Here is a 17,494-nt window from a genome sequence, read left to right as displayed (position 1 = left end):
GGCCGCCGGTTCCGCGTCGGCGCGTTCGTACTGCGCGCGGAACTTGGCCAGCAGCGGCAGGCCGAGCTGCTGCGAGAGCAGGTCGGTATCGCTGCTGCCGTACGCCAGGGCCACCGGCAGCACGCCGGCGCTGCGCAGCCCGTCGAGCAGCGCCTGCGCCGTGGCCACGTCCGGCATCTGGCTCAAACCGCCGAAGTCCAGGATCACCGCGGCGCGCCCGAACAGCTTCGGCGCGCGGGCCACGCGGTCGTGCATTTCACGGGTAAGTCGTTCCACATCGAGGGTACGGATGCGCAGGTTGGCGATACCCACCTGGCCGATCTTCAGTTCACCGGCCTGTTCAAAATCCATGTTCGCCGCCACTTCAGGTCCCCGTCGGTCGAGGCGCGCGCTGCAGTTCGCGACGGTGGCCCACCCAGGGCACGTCGGGCAGCGTGTCGCCGTAGGTGTCGTGCACCCATTGGTAACTGCACAGGTCCTTGAGCAGCATGCTGGCGCGCACGTCCACGTGCGGCATGTTGTTCTGCCCGACCTCGCGGAAGCCGAAGCTGCCATGGAACAGCAGCGCCGCATCGGCACCGTGGTCCAGGAACACTTCGCAGGTCAGCTGCGGGTAGCGCAGTTCGGCGTAGCTCTGCGCATCGGCGTAGAACGCACGGCCCACACCACCGCCACGGCGGCGGCTGGCCACCACGATGCGGTCGATGTAGAAGAATTTCCGGGTCAGGTGCTGCTGGAACCAGGCGAAGTTGCTGCTGTCGTGCTGGCTGTCGCTGCCGAAGCCGATCAGGAAGCCGGCCAGGTTGCCGTCGCGCTCGGCGACGCGGAAATATTCAGCGGTATCGAAGAACAGGCGCAGGCGGGCGGCATCCAGCGGAAGGATGGCCAGGCCGGCGTTGTTGTTCAGGGCCAGGACGGAATCGAGCTCGTGCTCGCGCACGTCGCGGATGACAATCGACATTGTGACTCCGTGGGGTAACGCGGTTGGCCCCTCGCAGGGCCCTGCGGTCGATTATTACATGTGTGGGCGGGCAGGGCACGGGCCAGGCATGACTTATGTCCGGGTGCAGCGGCACAGGTTCAGCCTAAGATGCGTGCATGTTGGGATACCTCAGCCAAACCCGAGTACTGCGACTGGCCGGCCTGTTTACCTGGGTCATGCTGGGCTTGCCGTTGGTGTATTCCCAGTACGAGGCGCTGGTCCGGCGCGGGGGCGGGCTCGACCTGCCGACCGTGCTGCTGTTCGTGGCCTACCTGGCCTTCGGCGGCGGCTACCTGTGGCTGACCCGTGGCCTGCGCGACGGCGGCGGCCATTCGGCCTGGTACGACCGCGCCATCCTGGTCCTGCTGACCATTTCCGCGCTGGGGGTGAGCTTCCTCAGCGGCTCCGGGCTTGGCAGCATCCTGATGATGGTCGCGGCCGGGGTCATCCCGTGGATGCTGCCGGCCCGGTTTGGGGTGATCTGGCTGCTGGTCAGCCAGCTGGCGGTTGCCCCGGTGTACTACCTGTTTCTGCCGTTTTCGCTGTTCGAGGCGGTGATGCAGTCGCTGCTGTACGGCGGCTTCTCCATGTTCATCTTCGTGACCAGCCTGGTCGCCCGGCAGCAGACCGACGCCCGCGAAGAGCAGCGCCGGCTCAATACTGAACTGCGCGCCACCCGCGTGCTGCTCGCCGAGAGCGCCCGGGTCAACGAGCGCACCCGCATCTCGCGCGAACTGCACGACCTGCTCGGCCACCACCTGACCGCGCTGAGCCTCAACCTGGAAGTGGCCGGGCACATCACCGAAGGCCAGGCCCAGGAGCACGTGCACCAGGCCCATACTCTGGCCAAGCTGCTGCTGACCGACGTGCGCGAGGCGGTCAGCCAGCTGCGCGACAGCGGGGCCATCGACCTGGCCGCGGCCCTGCGGCCGCTGACCGAACAGGTGCCCTCGCTGGTCATCCACCTGGACATCGAGGAACCGCTGAGCGTGGAGGACCCTGAACAGGCCCACGTGCTGCTGCGCTGCACCCAGGAAATCATCACCAATGCGGTGCGCCATGCCCGCGCGCGCAACCTGTGGATCCAGGTGCAGCGCGAGCCGCCGGGCCAGGTGGTGGTGCAGGCGTACGACGACGGGGTGGGTGCCGACGGCATCGTGATCGGCAATGGCTTGCGCGGCATGCGCGAACGCCTGCAACAATGCGGCGGAGAGCTGCAGATTGAAACCCATCGGGGCCAGGGCTTCCGCCTGCGCGCCTCGGTCCCCGGCGTGCCAGTGCTGATGCTGGGTGCCATCCTGGAAGGAGTGCGTTGATGATTCGCGTCTGCCTGGTCGACGACCAAACCCTGGTGCGGCAGGGGATCCGCTCGCTGCTGGCACTGGATGACGGGATCGAGGTGGTGGCCGAGGCGGCCGACGGGCGCCAGGCCGTCGAGCTGATCCCCGGGGTACGCCCGGACGTGGTGCTGATGGACATGCGCATGCCGGTGATGTCCGGGCTGGAGGCGCTGCAGATGCTGTCCCGGCTCAACCAGCTGCCGCCGACCATCATCCTCACCACCTTCGACGACGACCAGCTGGTGCTGGCCGGGCTCAAGGCCGGCGCCAAGGGTTACCTGCTCAAGGACGTGACACTGGAGCAGCTGGTCGGTGCCATCCGTACCGTGGCCGAGGGCGGCTCGCTGGTCCAGCCGGCGGTGACCCAGCGCCTGCTGTCGGGCCTGGAACACATGCGCAACGAGTTCGTGAGCCTGGACCGGCCGGACCCGCTGACCGACCGCGAGACGGAGATCCTGCGCCTGATGGCCAGCGGTTTCTCCAACAAGGAGATCGCCAATTCGCTGGGCGTGGCCGAGGGCACGATCAAGAACCATGTCTCCAACATCCTGTCCAAGCTCGGCGTGCGCGACCGCACCCGCGCGGTGCTGAAGGCCTTCGAGCTGCAGCTGGTGTGAGGAGGTCCGTGACTTGAAAATGAACGCCAGTTGAAAGTGTTGTGGCGCAAGGGCTGCGGCTGTCGTTTCGGCCCCAATTGCCGAAACCGGCAAATAAATATCGCTCACGGACACATGCGGGCCCACGCGATGCGCTATCTTTCCGCTCCTTGCCTTTCGCAAACCGCTGCCGGTATGGAAACCGGTGCGCCAATCCTGATCCATAACACCCGCGAAGCCTGCTAGGATTGGCGCTTCGCTTCAATCAACCCGGCCGTGGGATCGGCCCCGGAGACTCCTGAATGACCCGTATTATCGAGTTCCTGATCGCCTTGGGGATCGTGGCTGGCCTGTTCGTCATCATTGGCGTTGTGCTGCCGGGCGAGCGACACATTACCGAAAGCATCGAGACCAACCGCAAGATGACGATCGTGTACGACACGGTCAACAGCCTGCGCCGCTTCAAGGACTGGAACCCGCTCGTCCTGCGCGATCCTGCCGTTGAACTGAAGCACTCCGGCCCCGCCGCCGGCGTCGGCGCACGCCTGGACTACTCGTCCAAGGAACCGTCGCTGGGCCAGGGCAGCTGGGTGATCACCGAGTCCGAGCCGAACAAGCGCGTCGCCATCGCCATCGAAGACGAGACCAAGGGTCACGACAAGTCGACGACCTTCACCCTCGAGCCGACCGGCAAGGGTGGCCGCAACGTCAAGATCAGCCAGGACTACAGCGTCAAGTACGGCTTCAACCTGTTCGGCCGCTACGCCGGCCTGTACGTGAGCCGTCACGTCGGTGACGACCTGAAGCTGGGTCTGTCGCGCATGGCCAACATGCTGGCCACCGTGCCGAACGTCGACTACCGCACCGCCGAAGCCCCGCTGACCGACCTGGCCATCGTCGATGTCCCGGCCGAGGACCTGCTGGTGGTCACCGCCGGTAACGTGGACCGTGGCGAAGCGACCATCACCAAGTCGATCAAGGACAACCAGGAGTGGATCAAGCGCGTGATGGAGGCCAATGACCTCGAAGCCGCCGGTCCGTTCCGCATCATCACCACCGACTTCGGCCAGGAAAAGTACGCCTTCGACGTGGCCCAGCCGGTCAAGAAGAAGGGCACCGAAGGTGCTTCGGCTGAACCGCTGACGGTGAAGATCGACGGTGGCGCCCCGGTCAAGTACGTGCACGCCGCGCCGCACCGCAGCGCGCATGCGAAGTACACCGGCCACATGGCTGGCCTGGACATCGCCCGCAACGCCCTGCGCGCCTGGTCGGTGACCGGTGGCAACGAAGTGATCGACCGTCCGTACGAGTCCTGGAACGCGGGTGTGGAGAAGTCGTTCACGCCGGAAGCGACCTACGACATCTACTGGGCCGTGAAGTAATCCGACGGTTGCCCTGATGTAACGCAGAACAGAAAACGCGCCGCTTCCTGCGGCGCGTTTTTTTTTGGAGGATGCAGCATGCTCAACCTGGAACGACGCGCGCGTAGACCTTCGCTGCTGGCCTGCCTGGGCGGGCTGCTGGCCGCCGCCGCGGTGGGCCTGTCGGCCTATGCTTCGCACGGCATCGCCGAACCGCTGGCGCAGTCGCACGTCAACACCGCCGCGATGTTCGCCTTCGGGCATGGCGTGGCGCTGGCGGTGCTGGGTCCCACCCAGCAGAACGGGGTGGGCAGGCTGGCGCTGTACGTGCTGCTGCTGGGCACGCTGCTGTTTGCCGGCAGCCTGGTGGCGGGTGCGCTGTGGCGGTTCAGCACCGGCCTGGCCCCGGTGGGCGGCACCGCGCTGATGCTGGGCTGGGTGGTTTACGGCTTCAACGCGCTGAGGCGCTGACATGCCCCGCTTCCGGCGCGGTTTCGACGTGGAACAGGCGCACGACTGGCTGTCGCGGCGCGACCGCCGACTGGGCGCGTGGATGAAACGGCTGGGACCGATCGACGCGCCCCCGGGCTGGGCGCGCAGTTTCGACCCGGTCGACGCGCTGGCCCGCGCGATCCTGTTCCAGCAGCTCAGCGGCAAGGCGGCGTCGACGATCGTGGGGCGGGTGGAAGCGGCCATCGGCAGTACCCGCCTGCACGCGGACACGCTGGCGCGCATCGACGATCCCGGCCTGCGCGTGTGCGGGGTGTCCGGCAACAAGGCGCTGGCGCTGCGCGACCTGGCCCGGCGCGAAGCGGCCGGTGAGATTCCCGACCTGCGGCGCATGTCGGTGATGCCGCACGACGCGATCATCGACGCGCTGGTGCCGATCCGCGGCATCGGCCGCTGGACGGTGGAGATGATGCTGATGTTCCGGCTCGGGCGCCCGGATATCCTGCCGATCGACGACCTGGGCGTGCGCAGGGGGGCGCAGCGGGTGGACAAGGCCGCACTGATGCCGACCCCGAAAGAACTGGCATTGCGCGGCGAGAAGTGGGGGCCTTACCGGACCTATGCCAGCCTGTACCTTTGGCGGATTGCCGATTTCAGCGAAACGCCGAAGGCCGCTACGAACCGTTCGCAGGGGTGAGGCAGCCACGCAGGGCGTGGCTCTACCCGAGGATGTCGACCTTCGGCGCGAATGCCGGATCATCGCTGATGCGCGGGCGCGGCGGGCGGCTGCGCACGTCGCGCAGGTGGCGGTGGTAACGGAAGGTGGCGAGGGTGCCGCGAATGCTGACGAACAGGAGCACCGCCGTGAAGCCGACGCCGGACAAGGTGCCCTGGCCATTGGCGATGTTGAGCAGCGTGCCCAGTCCGCCCACGGCGGACATCGCCAAGGCCATGCACGCCACGACACGGCTGCGCTTGTATACCCCGAAGGCGGCACCGGCATAAAACGCGAACGACACACCCATCACGGCCAGCAGGAACATGTTGTCGCGCGGGTTGGTCAGCAGTAGTACTGCCGTACCGAAGCCGGTGAGCACGGCCCCCAGCGCCAGCAGGACCCACATGTGCATGATGGGGCTGGTGATCTCGCGCGGGGCCTCATCGCGGCGGTCGGTACGCACGGTGCTGGGCGTCGCCCGGCTGGCCTGGTACGGGCTCTGGTCTTCCATGACGACGCTTCCCTGATGGTTCTGCGAAGCTTAACGGCAGATGTATGGTTGCGCTACAGCCTTCCGGCGGACACCCCCGTAAAGCCACGCCCTGCGTGGCTGGGCGGGATCCAGGTGGGTCGCAGCCACGCAGGGCGTGGCTCTACGGTGCGTGCCAGTACCAGTGCCAGGGTTCGTAGACGATGCCGTGCGGATTGTCGCGGGGGTAGCTCAGCCGGAACCCGTGCGTTGCCGCATGCGCCGTCAGCCAGGCAAATGCCCCGGTGTCCTCGAAGCTCTCTTCGGCCGGTGGCTCGCCCGGGCTGCTGATATCCAGCGCCCGCCCGCTGTGGTGTTCGCTGTAGCCCGGCGCGGCGTTGACCTGCAGGATGTCGGCCACCTCCAGCCCGCGTGCACGTTTGCGCGCGAAGATGCCCAGCTGGTAGTCGTGGCTGCGGTAGCCGGAGATCGCCTCCAGCACCACGCCGTCGGGGGCGGCGTGCTGCTGCATGCGCTGCCAGCCGAGCGCTGCGCCCGGCTGCAGCCACAGCGGCCGGCGGTAACGATCGAAGCCGGCCAGGGCAAGCCGCGCCGGTTCGGCTTCGAGGGCCAGACCGGTATCGTCCTCATAGCGCGCGGCATCGATGCCCAGCGCCTTCAGCCGCTGCTCGAGCCCGCTCAGCGGCAGCACCACATCGGTGGCGTGGCCGCGCTGCGTGCCGTGCAACGCCTGGTCGAGCGCATCCAGCGCTTCCTCGATGCCCGGTTCGCGCATCAGGTGCGGGACCAGCGGCAGCAGGCCGTGCGCGGTCGCGGCCGCCAGGTACTGCCCGTCGCGCTTGCGCCGCAGCACCCAGCGCGCCCTGGCCAACGCACGCGCGTCGGCATTGCTGCGCGCGCGTAGCAGGCCACCGGGCCACAATTCGATGTCGGCGGTGTTGATCAGCAGGGCAGGGTAACGGCGCATGGGCCCAGCTTAGCGCGTGGCCTGCGCGTTAAGCGCATCCAGCAAGGCACGCGGGTGCTCGGGGCTGAGCAGCAGCACCCGGTCGTCGCGCGTCGGCAGGTACAGCACGCGGCTGGCGTCGGTCACCAGGCAGAACGCCTTGCGCTTGCCCAGGCGGTAGTGGCCGGACTGGAACCCCGGCATGCCGAACCCGTTGATCTTCATGCCCGGCTTGAACTGGGCGTGCTCGGCCAGGTCGACGATACGCGCCTGGTCCAGCTGCAGCGACGACACCGCCGTGCGGCGGCGATAGAAGGTGGAGGTCACCACCAGTTCACCGTTTTCCAGCACGATGCGGCGGCGGAAGAACGCCCAGCTGAGCACGCCGCCCAATGCCAGCAGGAACGGCGCGGTGATGGCCATGTCCATCGGGGTGCGTTGTTCCTGCAGGTGGGTGGCGACCAGCAGCACGGCTACGCCCAACAGCGGCAGCCACAACCAGAGCACACGCCAGATCGGCGCGGGCGCCACCGCGAATCCGGTGCGGGTCGAGGTCGGCCGGCTCATGGCTGTGCCTTGATCCAGGTAGCGACATCGTTGATCAATGCGGTCGCGACGGTGCCGGCAACGCCGTATTCCTGCAGCGAGCCCGGGCCTTCGCCTGCGATGCCGAGGTGGTTCAATGCCGGGTAGCGATGGAAGCGCGCCTTCGGGCCTTCCGGCAGGCCGCGCTGCCAGCGCTGCCAGTCGGCATCGGTCACCTGGAAATCGCGTCCGCCCTGCAGCAGCAGGATCGGCTGGGCCAAGGCCCTGGCATCGGCCACTGGGTCGATCGGGTCGAATGCGCGCCAGTAGCTGGCGGGCTGGCCGAGCGGCAGGTCCTTCGCCTCCACCGCGGCGGTGCCGCGCACGCTGGCGATCTGCGCGTCCAGGCGATCCAGTGCCGCCTGCTCGTCGGCGCTGATCTGGCCATCCAGGTTGAACAGATAGCGGTTCTGCTCGGGCAGCAGGGTCAGCAGCGAACGTGCCGGTGCCGACCACAACACCAGCCCCGCGACTTTGCCGGAACGCGACGCGATGCGCGGGGCCAGCATGCCGCCCTGGCTGTGCCCCATGACGTAGATGTGTTTGGGATCGATGCTTGGAGTCCGTGCCAGCAGGGCGACGGCCGCCACCGCGTCGTCGGTGGTTTCGTCATCCATGGTGAAGTCGCCGCGGAAATCCTGTGGGCGCGCGCGGGTGCGCTTTTCATAGCGCAGCACGGCGATGCCCTGCGCGGCCAGGCCACGCGCCACGTCCAGGAACGGCCGGTTGGGGCCGACGGTCTCGTTGCGGTCGAGCGGTCCCGAACCATGCACCAGTACCACGGCGCGGAACGGGCCGGACCCGTGCGGCACGGTCAGGGTTGCCGGCAACGGACCCTTGCCGGCCTCGATCTGCAGCTCGCGTTCGCTGTAGTGGGCGTCGGCCGGCGGTGCTGCGGCCGGCGCGGCGGGAGGCTGCAGCGACAGCCCGGCCACTCGTCCCTGCGCATCCACGGCGATGACCGCATTGACCGGGCCTGAAGCAACCTGCAGCGGCTGCACGACGATCTGCATCCCCTGCTGTTCGACCACCCGGGCCTTGCCGCTTTTCTGCACGGTTCCCAGCGACTGCCAGAGCGCCTGCAGCGACGCGGCCGGCGCGGCCTTGGCCATGTCCGGGGTAAACATCGCTTCGGCGCCGCTCATGTCACCGGCCTGCAGCCGCTCCAGCAACTGGCTGGCGGTCTGTTCGGGGCTGGCCGCGCTGGCCACCCAGGTGGCGGTCGACAGCGCCACCGCGATCAGGAGGCTCCTCCAGTGCGCCATGTCATAGCTCCTTCTTGAAGAACAGCAATGCCACGCCCATCGGGGTGCCCTGCATCACGTTCACCAGCTCCCAGCCGAGTTGGCCCTGGCGGTTGAGCTCGGCCTGCAGGTCTTCCGGCTTCAGGCCGGTCCACGAGGGTTTCACTTCCACGGTGAGGTAGCTCCAGCGTTTGCTCATTCCTTGCTCTCCGAATCAGGTGCGGGTTTGGGAAGGCGTCCAGCCTTGCGCAATGCGTCGCGCAGCACGTATTCGATCTGCGCGTTGAGGCTGCGCAGCTCGTCGTCGGCCCAGCGTTGCGCCGCCGCCAGTACGTCGGCATTGATGCGCAGCGGGTAGGCTTTCTTGTCGCTCATGCTCAGTACAACGATCCAGCGTTGACGATCGGCTGGGTGCCGCGGTCGGAACACAGCACGGTGAGCAGGTTGCCCACCATCTGCGCCTTGCGCTCTTCATCCAGCTGCACAACGTTGTTCTTCTGCAGTTCGTTCAGCGCCATTTCGACCATGCCCACGGCACCGGCGACGATGCGCGTGCGCGCGGCGATCACGGCGTTGGCCTGCTGCCGCTGCAGCATGGCCTGGGCGATCTCGGGGGCGTAGGCAAGGTGGCTGATGCGGGCGTCCATGACCTGCACGCCGGCGTCGGCCAGGCGTTCGGCGAGTTCATCCTTGAGGTGCTGGGAAATCTCTGCGGCATGGCTGCGCAGCGACAGCTGGCCATCTTCGTGCTGGTCGTAGGGGTAGCTGGTGGCCATGGCGCGCAGGGCCGATTCGGACTGGATGTGCACGAAGCTTTCGTAGTCGTCCACGTTGTAGACGGCTTCGGAGGCGTCGACGACCTGCCAGACGATGACCGCGGCGATCTCGATCGGGCTGCCATCCAGTTCGTTGACCTTGAGCTTGCCGCTTTCGAAGTTGCGTACGCGCTGGCTGACCTTCTTCTTGCTGAAGAAGGGGTTGTTCCAGCGCAGGCCGTTGTCCTTGACGGTGCCGACGTATTTGCCGAACAGGCTCAGCACGGCGGCCTGGTTGGGCTGCACGGTATACAGACCGGTCAGGCTGAACAGGGCGAGCAGGCCAAGCAGCACGCCGCCGAGGACCAGCAGCAGGTTGACGTTGCCGCGCTCGATGCCGGAGAAGAACAGCCATGCGGCGACCACCAGCAGGGCCAGTACGGCCAGCAGGAAGGGGATGCCGGAGAGGGAGGGGACGGGCTTTTCTTTCATGGTTGGGCATCCTTTGCGGGTGGGTTTCCAATATTGATATCAATTTGATATCAGATTTGCAAGTGCTGCCCGGCATGAACGACGCGGCCATTCACGGGCGCGTGGCGACGCGTTCATCGCACAGGCGCACGCGGGTCATGCGGCGCGGCTCTACAATTCCCCTCCCGCTCTGTTGTCCGGAACTCCACGATGATCACCCTTGGCACCCCGCTGTCTCCCTCCGCTACCCGTGTCCTGCTGCTGGGCTCGGGCGAACTGGGCAAGGAGGTGGCGATCGAACTGCAGCGGCTGGGGGTGGAGGTGATCGCGGCGGACCGTTATGCCAACGCGCCGGCGATGCAGGTGGCGCACCGTTCGCACGTGATCGACATGCTGGACGCGATGGCGTTGCGGGCGTTGATCGCGGAGGAAAAGCCGCACCTGATCGTGCCGGAGATCGAGGCGATCCATACCGAGACGCTGGTCCAGCTGGAGCAGGAAACCGGGCAGCGGGTCGTGCCGACGGCACGGGCGGCGCGGCTGACCATGGACCGCGAGGGGATCCGGCGCCTGGCGGCGGAAACGCTGGGGCTGCCGACGTCGCCGTACCGTTTCGTGGACACGGAGGCGGAGTACCGGGCGGCGGTGGCGGCGATCGGGCTGCCGTGCGTGGTCAAGCCGGTGATGTCGTCGTCGGGCAAGGGCCAGAGCACGCTGCGCAGCGAGGCGGACATCGCGCCGGCCTGGGAGTATGCGCAGACCGGCGGTCGTGCGGGTGCGGGCCGCTGCATCGTGGAAGGGTTCATCGACTTCGATTACGAGATCACGCTGTTGACGGTGCGGCATGCGGGCGGGACGTCGTTCTGTGCGCCGATCGGGCATTGGCAGAAGGACGGGGATTACCGCGAGAGCTGGCAGCCGCAGCCGATGTCGCCGGCGGCGCTGGCGCGGGCCGAGCGGATTTCGCAGGCGATCACCGATGACCTTGGCGGCTGGGGCCTGTTCGGGGTGGAGCTGTTCGTGAAGGGCGACGAGGTGTGGTTCAGCGAGGTATCGCCGCGACCGCACGACACCGGGCTGGTGACGCTGGCGTCGCAGGAGCTGAGCGAGTTCGCGCTGCATGCGCGGGCGATCCTCGGGCTGCCGGTTCCGCTGATCCGCCAGAGCGGCCCGTCGGCATCGTGCGCGATGCTGGCGCACGGCGAGGGCGTACCGGTCTTCAGCAACGTCGAGGCGGCGCTGGCGCATCCGGACACGGCGCTGCGCCTGTTCGGCAAGCCCAGCGTGCATGGGCACCGCCGGGTGGGGGTGACGCTTGCGCGTGGTGAGACCATCGACGACGCACGCAAGACCGCGCGCGAGGCGGCGGAAGCGATTTCGATCGAGTTGCGCGCGTAAAGCGTTGGCGTCTTTGTTTCTACGTGCTGGGGCGGCCGTCGGGCAGCCCCGCTCCGGGACACGCCGCAAGTACGTCCTTGTAGGCTGCTAGAAAACATCCATGTTTTCTAGCGTCCCTCCGGGGGCTACCCGCCGGCCGCCCCCGATGGATTGCGCGGATCGGAACGAAGGGCATGCGTTGCACGTTCTTCGACGCGGCTGGTTCGGTAGGGTCGGTCGCCAGACGACCGCCCTCACCCTCCCAACACCCGATAACGCATTGCAATCATCACCCCGGTAGATATCGACCGTTGGTCGATACGCTCTTACCGCACGTCCACCCACACCAGGTGGTGGTCGCTGCCATCGGCAATCTTCGCCTCCGGGCTTTCATTGGCCGGCCAGAACACGCCGCTGCCGACGTACTCGAAACCTACCGACGGCAGCACGTAATCCAGGCGCATGGTGCCGGACTTCGGGCCGAAATCGCCGGTGGCGTGGAACGGCGCACCCTTCCGCACGATGCCCTTTTCGGCATAGGCCAGGCTGGTCTGTTCGGCACCCACGCTGCGCGGGGTCGGGTAACGCAGCACGCGCGCGTTTTCGATCAGTTCGACAATCGCCTCATGGCGGCCGTCGCCGTCCACCGGATCGTTGTTGAGGTCGCCGAGGATGACGAAGCGTGCGTCCTGGGCGAGGCCGCCGCACTGGCCGCGGTCGTCGCACAGCCAGGGCTTGTCGCCGGCCGACAGGTACTCCTGCCACAGCCGCAGTTCGTCATGGTTGCGCGCGGCGTTGCGCTTTTCCGGACCGTCGAACACCGGCGGGGTGGGGTGCGAGACCAGCGCGTGGACCACGCCGTTGGGGGTGCGTACCGGCACGTCCCAATGCGACTTGGACGACAGCCGCAGCTGCGACCAGACGTGGTCGTTGTAGAAGGATGTACCGGTACGCGGGTCGATCGGGCGCAGGGCACCGGGCAGGGTGCTCCACTTCAACAGCTGGAAGCTGCGCACTTTGGCTTCATCGATCGGGTAGCGCGACAGCACCAGCATGCCGTACTGGCCGGGGTGCAGGCCGTAGCCCCAGGCGTCGTTGCCACGGTTGCGGCCGTCGCCGCCGATCTGGCCGTTGTTGTCCAGGTCCAGGCCGCTCTGCACGCCGGTGTTGACCGGGGCCAGGTAGCGGTAGGCGAAGTGCAGCGGTTCGCCGCCGCCGGGCTGGGCGACGTCCAGGTAACGCTGCTGGAACAGGTCGGCGGCGCGGTGGGCGTCGTCGAAGTCGAATTCGTTGAGCAGCACCAGGTCCGGGCGCACCTGCTGCAGCACGGCGGCGATCTTGCGCGCGTGGGCGCTGTCGCCTTCGAGCTCGGCGATCAGGCCGCCGGTCTCGTCGCTGTACAGCGAGGTGTTGTAGGTGGCGATCCGCAACGGTGCGGCGGTGGCATCCGGCATGGCGGCGGTCTGGGTCGGGGAGTGGGCGCAGGCGCCGCAGAGCAGGGCCAGGGCAAGGATCAGGGGATGGGCTTTCATCCCGCTATTCTGCACAAGCGCGCGTTGCAATGGCGGGTCAAATGCCGTCGCGGGCGTCGTCGAACTCGTGCCAGCGGCGGCCGTCGTAGGCCTCCAGCGGGCGGAAGCGGCGCTTGTAGTCCATCTTGCGGTGGTTGCGGATCCAGTAGCCCAGGTACAGGTGCGGCAGCTGCTCGCGCCGCGCCCAGGCGATCTGCTGCAGGATGGCGAAGGTGCCCAGCCCGCGATGGGCGTGGTCCGGGTCGAAGAAGGTATAGACCGCCGACAGCCCGGTGGGGGTGACGTCGGTGACCGCCACCGCCAGCAGCGGGCCACGGTGGCCGTCCACGGCCGGGCCGCGGATCTCCAGGAAGCGGCCCTGCGACCACTGCCCGATCAGGAACTGGTCGAACTCGTGCGGACCATGTTCGTCCATGCCGCCCTGGGCGTGGCGGTGGGTCAGGTAGCGGTGGTACAGGGCGAACTGCTCGTCGGTCTGTTCGGCGGCGACGATGCGGACTTCCAGGTCGTCGCTGCGTGCCAGGCAGCGCCGCTGGCTGCGGTCCGGGGCGAAACGTGCCACCGGCACGCGCACCGACACGCAGGCGTGGCAGTTGGCGCAGTGCGGGCGATAGACCAGGTCGCCGGAACGGCGGAAGCCCCAGCTCAGCGCCATCGGGTAGAGGGTGCCCAGGCGCTGGTCGTGCGGGTCCAGCACCAGGTCGCGCGCAGCCCGTTCCGGCCAGTAGCCGCAGGGGTGGTCCCCGGTCTGGAACAGGCGCAGCTCGTCGTCGCGGTCGGTGTGGATCGCCATGCCCACAGCATAGCGCGGGGGCGTCGCAGGCGCCGCGACTGTCTGCCGGATTAACGCAGCCGGGCGCGCTGTCAACGCCGGCCACGCCCGGGCGTTTTCTCTCCCGTGGGTGCCAAGGCACCGCACGCGGATTCCCCCAAACACCCGGAGCAACTCATGCGCAATCGCAAACCCCTTCTGCTGCTGGCCCTGCTGCTGACCACCGGCGCTGCCGGCCTGGCGGTGGCCGCCGAGACCCCGGCACCGGCCGCCAAGCCAGCCCGCGCGACGCTGGATACCAACGGCGATGGTTTCGTCGACCGTACCGAAGCCGCACCGCGCCTGTCGGAAAAGTTCGACAGCCTGGACACCAACAAGGACGGCAAGCTGTCGCGCGAAGAGATGCCGCGCTGGCACGGCAAGCGCCACGGCCGTGGCCCGGGTGGGCATGAACGCCTGGAGAAGCTGGACGCGAACAAGGATGGCCGGATCAGCCGCGACGAAGCCAAGGCCGACCCGCGCCTGGCGGCCCGATTCGACCAGATGGACGTCAACAAGGACGGTTACCTGGACAAGACCGATCGCGAGCTAGGCATGAAGCAGCACCGTGACGCCTGGTTCGCCGCCGCCGACACCAACAAGGACGGCCAGCTGAGCAAGGCCGAGTTCGATGCGGCCAAGGGCCCGTTCGGTGGCCCGCGTGGCGCCAAGCCGCCGATGCCGCAGAAGCCGCGCTGACGTAGTGCCGGGCTCTGCCCGGCAACCACGCAAACGCTTGATCAACCAACATCGCGCCGGGCTCTGCCCGGCGCTTTTCCGTCATCCCTCAAAGCACCCCATGCGTGCGCGCCATCGCCAGCACCATCCCGATCACCACCAGGTTGGTCACCAGCAATGCGGGCCGTCCATACGTCGACTGGTACACCCAGCTCGGTCCAGTGCGCCCCTTTCGCGCCGCATCGCGCGCGATCATTGGGGCCATGATCCGCTCCAGCGGCACCATCAACTGATAGTTCACCAGACCGGTGCCCACCACCATTGCAATCAGTCCCCAGTACGGGGGCGCGTGCAGCAGGGTCAGCAGCAGCACGGTCATGCAGCACGCCATCGCGGTGAGGGTGCTGTAGTGCACGAAGCGCATCACCGCCGCGCGCTCGGTCGGCGTTTCGGTATAGCAGAGCAGGTAGCGGCCGGCGAGGTAGCTGCCGAGGACACCGCCCACCATCGCGCCGACCACCACGCTCCAGCCCATGCCCGGGCCGACGAGGGGGGTCTGGCTGGCCGCAGCGCCCAGCGACCCCATCGCCGCGCCACCGGACACGCTGGCGCCGCCCAGCCCGAGCTTGCCGCCACCGACACCCACGCTGGTGCCGAAGAGGATCGCCGCACTTGCGGTGCCGGGCGCGGCCACCATCACCATCGACACCACGGTGGTGGCGAAGGCGGCACTCGGCGCACTGCCGCGCGCGAACTCGCCGAATCGGCGCAGCATTTCCTCGCGCACGCTGGCCCGCGCGCGTGACAGGCGCTTGCGTACCGCGGCATCGCTCAGCCCGAGCAGATCGGCCACCTGCTGCGAGCGCTGGCCTTCGCGGTAATACAGCAGCAGGGTCTCGCGGCTGTCTTCGGGCAGCGCCGAGATGATCTCTTCGGCGGCCAGTTCTTCTTCCACCCGCTGCAGGTAATCGGGCGCGCTCGGGCCGGGATCGGCCGCCATGCTGATCGCGATCTCGGCGGCCTCGCCCGACAGCGGGCGACCGCGGTTGGCGCGCAGCCAGTCGCGGGCCAGGTTGCGGGTGATCTGGCGCAGCCAGGGCAGGAAGCTGGCCGGGCTGTTGAGCTGGTTGAGCTGCTGCCAGGCCTTGATGAAGGCTTCCTGCGCGATGTCCTCGCTGGCCTGTACGTCGCGCGTGATCGCCAGCGCGATGGCGGTCACCGTGTTCTGGCAGGCCTGCACGATGCGGCCGTACGACTGCTGGCAGCCGCCGGCGGCGGCAGGCAGGTCGCGGTCCAGCGTGTCGATCAGCAGCGTGGTCATGGCGTCGGTCCCGGTGGGTGGTGACATCATGACGGGATGGGGCGGGGAATGTGACCGCCTTGCTGGCGTCTTCGGATCGATTGAACCTCGGAAACGCGATCGGCAGGGTGCCGGCCGGTCTTCGGACGCTTGGGCCGCGCTGGCGCGCGGTTGCCGACTAACAGTCGGCACTACGGATTTTTTACGTGTGCACGGTGATCCGGATACGTCAGATACGGGCGCAAGGAGATCCGGATACGTCGTGTCGGCTCACGGTTGTTGGGTCGGAGGCGTGATCCGAACCCGGACCTCTTCTTCTTCCTGCGCAGGTGCCGGTTCGGCTGCCGGGGTTTGGGGTTGTGCCTGTTGCGTCTGTACTGGCGCAGCCGTCGGGGCGCTGCGGTGGCGCATCATCACCACCATGGCGACCGCGGCGATGACCAGCAGCAGGCCGATGCGGATGCGCCAGGCCCAGTTGCGGCGCGGGGCCACGTCGTCGACCTGGTCGCGGAAGGCGAATTCGGCGGTGGGATGGTCGCGGCGGGTGGTTTCCAGCAGGCGGGCGTCGCGCAGGATTTCGCGCGCGCGCGGCTGGTCGTTGGCATGCACCACCCACAGGGTCGGGTGAGTGCTGGCCTTGCTGGTGTCCAGGTAACTGAACTGGCTGCCGCGCTTGCTGTGGTACGAACGGCCGTTGGTGATGCGCACCTCGATGCCGGCATCGCGCAGCAGTTTGGCCACGCCTTCCACGGTTTCCACGCGCTGGCTGGTGAAGATCTGACGCATATCGAATTATTCCTTGGCCGGTACGGCGGCGGCCGCGGCGCTGTCATCCACCACGCGGATCAGGCCTTCCTGCGCGGTGCTGGCAACGAGTATGCCGTTACGGGTGAAGAACTGGCCGCGCGCCAGCCCGCGCGAATCCTGCGCGCTGGGGCTGTCCAGCGAATACAGCAGCCAGTCGTCGGCACGGAACGGGCGGTGGAACCAGATCGCGTGGTCGAGCGAGGCCATCTGCACGTGCGGCTGGTAGTAGCTGATCCCGTGCGGGAAGGTCGCGGTGCCCAGCAGGTGGAAGTCCGAGGCATAGGCCAGCAGCGCCTGGTGCAGCTCGGGCGCATCGCCCACGGTTTCGTTCAGGCGCAGCCACACCTGGTGGTAGGGCGGACGCTTGGGCGGGTGCAGCTCATCGCGCGGATAGACGTGGCGGAACTCGAACGGACCGCCGCGCGACAGCCAGCGCTGCACCTTGATCGGCAGGCGTTCGAGCACTTCCGGCGGCAGCGGGCGGTTCGGTTCGATGTCTTCCGGCTGCGGTACTTCAGGCATCTTGTGCTGGTGCTCGGCACCGCTCTCCGCCTGCTGGAACGAGGCCGCGCAGAAGAAGATCACCTTGCCGTGCTGGATCGCGGTGACCCGGCGCACCGAGAAACTGCCACCGTCGCGGGTGCGGTCCACGTCGTAGACGATGGGGTGGTCGATGTTGCCCGCGCGCAGGAAGTAGGCGTGCAGCGAATGCACGTGGCGACCGTTGTCCACCGTGGCCTGCGCGGCTGACAGGGCCTGGCCCAATACCTGGCCACCGAACACGTACTTGGTGCCGATGTCGCGGCTCTGGCCGCGGAACAGGTTGTCTTCCAGGCGCTCGAGCGTGAGCAGGTCGATCAGCTCGGAAACGACGGGTTCGTGCGGCTGGGACAAGGCGGCGGCCTGGCAGGAGCGGAAGGCGATTATACCGGGGTCGGTTGATTGCGACTCCGCGGGATCGGGGAGCGCGTGGGCCGGCTAACGGCCGGCGCTACCGGGTGGATGTCGCGCGATCGGACGGGATGCCGGTTCGATACCGCGCGCGGTCGGC

General features: G+C 67.7%; 20 protein-coding genes and 1 pseudogene. 7 read left to right on the top strand and 14 right to left on the bottom strand.

What is annotated here, in order from left to right; all coding sequences use genetic code 11:
- Positions 1-351 (bottom strand): annotated as a pseudogene (minC, locus tag RWO33_RS02885) (septum site-determining protein MinC); the annotation flags it as partial.
- Positions 352-364: 13 nt separating this feature from the next.
- Positions 365-961 (bottom strand): GNAT family N-acetyltransferase, encoded by a 597-nt coding sequence (locus RWO33_RS02880; protein WP_145478275.1) that lies wholly within the window; start codon positions 959-961, stop codon positions 365-367.
- A 137-nt stretch (positions 962-1,098) separates the two neighbouring features.
- On the opposite strand from RWO33_RS02880, the gene RWO33_RS02875 reads away from it, so the two are divergent.
- The 5 genes from RWO33_RS02875 (at position 1,099) to RWO33_RS02855 (ending at position 5,426) form a co-directional block, all read left to right on the top strand.
- The gene (locus RWO33_RS02875) at positions 1,099-2,298 is read left to right on the top strand and encodes a sensor histidine kinase (protein WP_145478274.1); all 1,200 of its coding nucleotides are present in this window, start codon (positions 1,099-1,101) and stop codon (positions 2,296-2,298) included.
- The gene (locus RWO33_RS02870; protein ID WP_145478273.1) at positions 2,298-2,939 is read left to right on the top strand and encodes a response regulator transcription factor; all 642 of its coding nucleotides are present in this window, start codon (positions 2,298-2,300) and stop codon (positions 2,937-2,939) included. The genes RWO33_RS02875 and RWO33_RS02870 overlap by 1 nt, the downstream gene beginning before the upstream one ends.
- A gap of 281 nt (positions 2,940-3,220) precedes the next feature.
- Positions 3,221-4,300 (top strand): SRPBCC family protein, encoded by a 1,080-nt coding sequence (locus RWO33_RS02865; protein WP_314101823.1) that lies wholly within the window; start codon positions 3,221-3,223, stop codon positions 4,298-4,300.
- Positions 4,301-4,378: 78 nt separating this feature from the next.
- The gene (locus tag RWO33_RS02860; protein ID WP_314101821.1) at positions 4,379-4,750 is read left to right on the top strand and encodes a DUF423 domain-containing protein; all 372 of its coding nucleotides are present in this window, start codon (positions 4,379-4,381) and stop codon (positions 4,748-4,750) included.
- A 1-nt stretch (position 4,751) separates the two neighbouring features.
- Positions 4,752-5,426, top strand: coding sequence for a DNA-3-methyladenine glycosylase (locus RWO33_RS02855; RefSeq protein ID WP_314101820.1), 675 nt, complete (start codon positions 4,752-4,754; stop codon positions 5,424-5,426).
- A 22-nt stretch (positions 5,427-5,448) separates the two neighbouring features.
- Here the strand turns inward: RWO33_RS02855 and RWO33_RS02850 are convergent, their stop codons facing one another.
- The 7 genes from RWO33_RS02850 to RWO33_RS02820 form a co-directional block, all read right to left on the bottom strand.
- Positions 5,449-5,958: a hypothetical protein gene (locus tag RWO33_RS02850; protein WP_314101819.1), complete on the bottom strand. Its 510-nt coding sequence runs from the start codon at positions 5,956-5,958 to the stop codon at positions 5,449-5,451.
- Positions 5,959-6,100: 142 nt separating this feature from the next.
- On the bottom strand, positions 6,101-6,904 hold the full coding sequence (locus RWO33_RS02845) for a D-alanyl-D-alanine carboxypeptidase family protein (protein WP_314101817.1): 804 nt from the start codon (positions 6,902-6,904) through the stop codon (positions 6,101-6,103).
- Between the two features lie 9 nt (positions 6,905-6,913).
- On the bottom strand, positions 6,914-7,450 hold the full coding sequence (locus RWO33_RS02840; RefSeq protein WP_314101816.1) for a PH domain-containing protein: 537 nt from the start codon (positions 7,448-7,450) through the stop codon (positions 6,914-6,916).
- Complete coding sequence (locus RWO33_RS02835) at positions 7,447-8,733, bottom strand: alpha/beta fold hydrolase (protein WP_314101815.1); 1,287 nt, start codon at positions 8,731-8,733, stop codon at positions 7,447-7,449. Before RWO33_RS02835 ends, RWO33_RS02840 begins: the two co-directional genes overlap by 4 nt.
- Position 8,734: 1 nt before the next feature.
- On the bottom strand, positions 8,735-8,911 hold the full coding sequence (locus RWO33_RS02830) for a DUF4177 domain-containing protein (RefSeq protein WP_083214084.1): 177 nt from the start codon (positions 8,909-8,911) through the stop codon (positions 8,735-8,737).
- Positions 8,908-9,087, bottom strand: coding sequence for an Arc family DNA binding domain-containing protein (locus RWO33_RS02825; RefSeq protein ID WP_314101813.1), 180 nt, complete (start codon positions 9,085-9,087; stop codon positions 8,908-8,910). The genes RWO33_RS02830 and RWO33_RS02825 overlap by 4 nt, the downstream gene beginning before the upstream one ends.
- Before the next feature lie 2 nt (positions 9,088-9,089).
- On the bottom strand, positions 9,090-9,959 hold the full coding sequence (locus RWO33_RS02820) for an SPFH domain-containing protein (protein WP_145478263.1): 870 nt from the start codon (positions 9,957-9,959) through the stop codon (positions 9,090-9,092).
- 189 nt (positions 9,960-10,148) lie between these two features.
- Here RWO33_RS02820 and purT point away from each other — a divergent pair, with 189 nt between their 5' ends.
- Positions 10,149-11,336, top strand: coding sequence for a formate-dependent phosphoribosylglycinamide formyltransferase (purT, locus tag RWO33_RS02815; protein WP_314101810.1), 1,188 nt, complete (start codon positions 10,149-10,151; stop codon positions 11,334-11,336).
- A 305-nt stretch (positions 11,337-11,641) separates the two neighbouring features.
- Here the strand turns inward: purT and RWO33_RS02810 are convergent, their stop codons facing one another.
- Both RWO33_RS02810 and RWO33_RS02805 read right to left on the bottom strand, forming a co-directional pair.
- Positions 11,642-12,847, bottom strand: coding sequence for an endonuclease/exonuclease/phosphatase family protein (locus RWO33_RS02810; RefSeq protein ID WP_314101809.1), 1,206 nt, complete (start codon positions 12,845-12,847; stop codon positions 11,642-11,644).
- Positions 12,848-12,884: 37 nt separating this feature from the next.
- Complete coding sequence (locus tag RWO33_RS02805) at positions 12,885-13,640, bottom strand: arginyltransferase (RefSeq protein ID WP_314101807.1); 756 nt, start codon at positions 13,638-13,640, stop codon at positions 12,885-12,887.
- A gap of 156 nt (positions 13,641-13,796) precedes the next feature.
- On the opposite strand from RWO33_RS02805, the gene RWO33_RS02800 reads away from it, so the two are divergent.
- Positions 13,797-14,357 carry an EF-hand domain-containing protein gene (locus RWO33_RS02800; RefSeq protein ID WP_314101805.1) on the top strand — a complete coding sequence of 187 codons (561 nt, stop codon included), beginning with the start codon at positions 13,797-13,799 and terminating at the stop codon, positions 14,355-14,357.
- Between the two features lie 88 nt (positions 14,358-14,445).
- Here RWO33_RS02800 and RWO33_RS02795 read toward each other — a convergent pair whose 3' ends face one another.
- The 3 genes from RWO33_RS02795 to tesB all read right to left on the bottom strand — a co-directional run bounded on the left by RWO33_RS02795 (position 14,446) and on the right by tesB (position 17,337).
- Positions 14,446-15,648, bottom strand: a complete 1,203-nt coding sequence (locus RWO33_RS02795) for a sigma-70 family RNA polymerase sigma factor (protein ID WP_314101831.1) — start codon at positions 15,646-15,648, stop codon at positions 14,446-14,448.
- 258 nt (positions 15,649-15,906) lie between these two features.
- The gene (locus RWO33_RS02790; protein WP_314101803.1) at positions 15,907-16,422 is read right to left on the bottom strand and encodes a pathogenicity-like protein; all 516 of its coding nucleotides are present in this window, start codon (positions 16,420-16,422) and stop codon (positions 15,907-15,909) included.
- Between the two features lie 6 nt (positions 16,423-16,428).
- Positions 16,429-17,337: an acyl-CoA thioesterase II gene (gene tesB, locus RWO33_RS02785; protein ID WP_314101801.1), complete on the bottom strand. Its 909-nt coding sequence runs from the start codon at positions 17,335-17,337 to the stop codon at positions 16,429-16,431.
- Positions 17,338-17,494 lie beyond the last annotated feature (157 nt).

Source organism: uncultured Stenotrophomonas sp., assembly GCF_963519925.1.
Lineage (GTDB): Bacteria > Pseudomonadota > Gammaproteobacteria > Xanthomonadales > Xanthomonadaceae > Stenotrophomonas > Stenotrophomonas maltophilia_AE.
This window is presented reverse-complemented; position numbering and strand designations above follow the sequence as displayed.

Coding starts and splice junctions, on each gene's coding strand:
- RWO33_RS02880 (WP_145478275.1), bottom strand. CDS start 961: ATGTCGATTGTCATCCGCGACGTGCGCGAGCACGAGCTCGATTCCGTC.
- RWO33_RS02875 (WP_145478274.1), top strand. CDS start 1,099: ATGTTGGGATACCTCAGCCAAACCCGAGTACTGCGACTGGCCGGCCTG.
- RWO33_RS02870 (WP_145478273.1), top strand. CDS start 2,298: ATGATTCGCGTCTGCCTGGTCGACGACCAAACCCTGGTGCGGCAGGGG.
- RWO33_RS02865 (WP_314101823.1), top strand. CDS start 3,221: ATGACCCGTATTATCGAGTTCCTGATCGCCTTGGGGATCGTGGCTGGC.
- RWO33_RS02860 (WP_314101821.1), top strand. CDS start 4,379: ATGCTCAACCTGGAACGACGCGCGCGTAGACCTTCGCTGCTGGCCTGC.
- RWO33_RS02855 (WP_314101820.1), top strand. CDS start 4,752: ATGCCCCGCTTCCGGCGCGGTTTCGACGTGGAACAGGCGCACGACTGG.
- RWO33_RS02850 (WP_314101819.1), bottom strand. CDS start 5,958: ATGGAAGACCAGAGCCCGTACCAGGCCAGCCGGGCGACGCCCAGCACC.
- RWO33_RS02845 (WP_314101817.1), bottom strand. CDS start 6,904: ATGCGCCGTTACCCTGCCCTGCTGATCAACACCGCCGACATCGAATTG.
- RWO33_RS02840 (WP_314101816.1), bottom strand. CDS start 7,450: ATGAGCCGGCCGACCTCGACCCGCACCGGATTCGCGGTGGCGCCCGCG.
- RWO33_RS02835 (WP_314101815.1), bottom strand. CDS start 8,733: ATGGCGCACTGGAGGAGCCTCCTGATCGCGGTGGCGCTGTCGACCGCC.
- RWO33_RS02830 (WP_083214084.1), bottom strand. CDS start 8,911: ATGAGCAAACGCTGGAGCTACCTCACCGTGGAAGTGAAACCCTCGTGG.
- RWO33_RS02825 (WP_314101813.1), bottom strand. CDS start 9,087: ATGAGCGACAAGAAAGCCTACCCGCTGCGCATCAATGCCGACGTACTG.
- RWO33_RS02820 (WP_145478263.1), bottom strand. CDS start 9,959: ATGAAAGAAAAGCCCGTCCCCTCCCTCTCCGGCATCCCCTTCCTGCTG.
- purT (WP_314101810.1), top strand. CDS start 10,149: ATGATCACCCTTGGCACCCCGCTGTCTCCCTCCGCTACCCGTGTCCTG.
- RWO33_RS02810 (WP_314101809.1), bottom strand. CDS start 12,847: ATGAAAGCCCATCCCCTGATCCTTGCCCTGGCCCTGCTCTGCGGCGCC.
- RWO33_RS02805 (WP_314101807.1), bottom strand. CDS start 13,640: ATGGCGATCCACACCGACCGCGACGACGAGCTGCGCCTGTTCCAGACC.
- RWO33_RS02800 (WP_314101805.1), top strand. CDS start 13,797: ATGCGCAATCGCAAACCCCTTCTGCTGCTGGCCCTGCTGCTGACCACC.
- RWO33_RS02790 (WP_314101803.1), bottom strand. CDS start 16,422: ATGCGTCAGATCTTCACCAGCCAGCGCGTGGAAACCGTGGAAGGCGTG.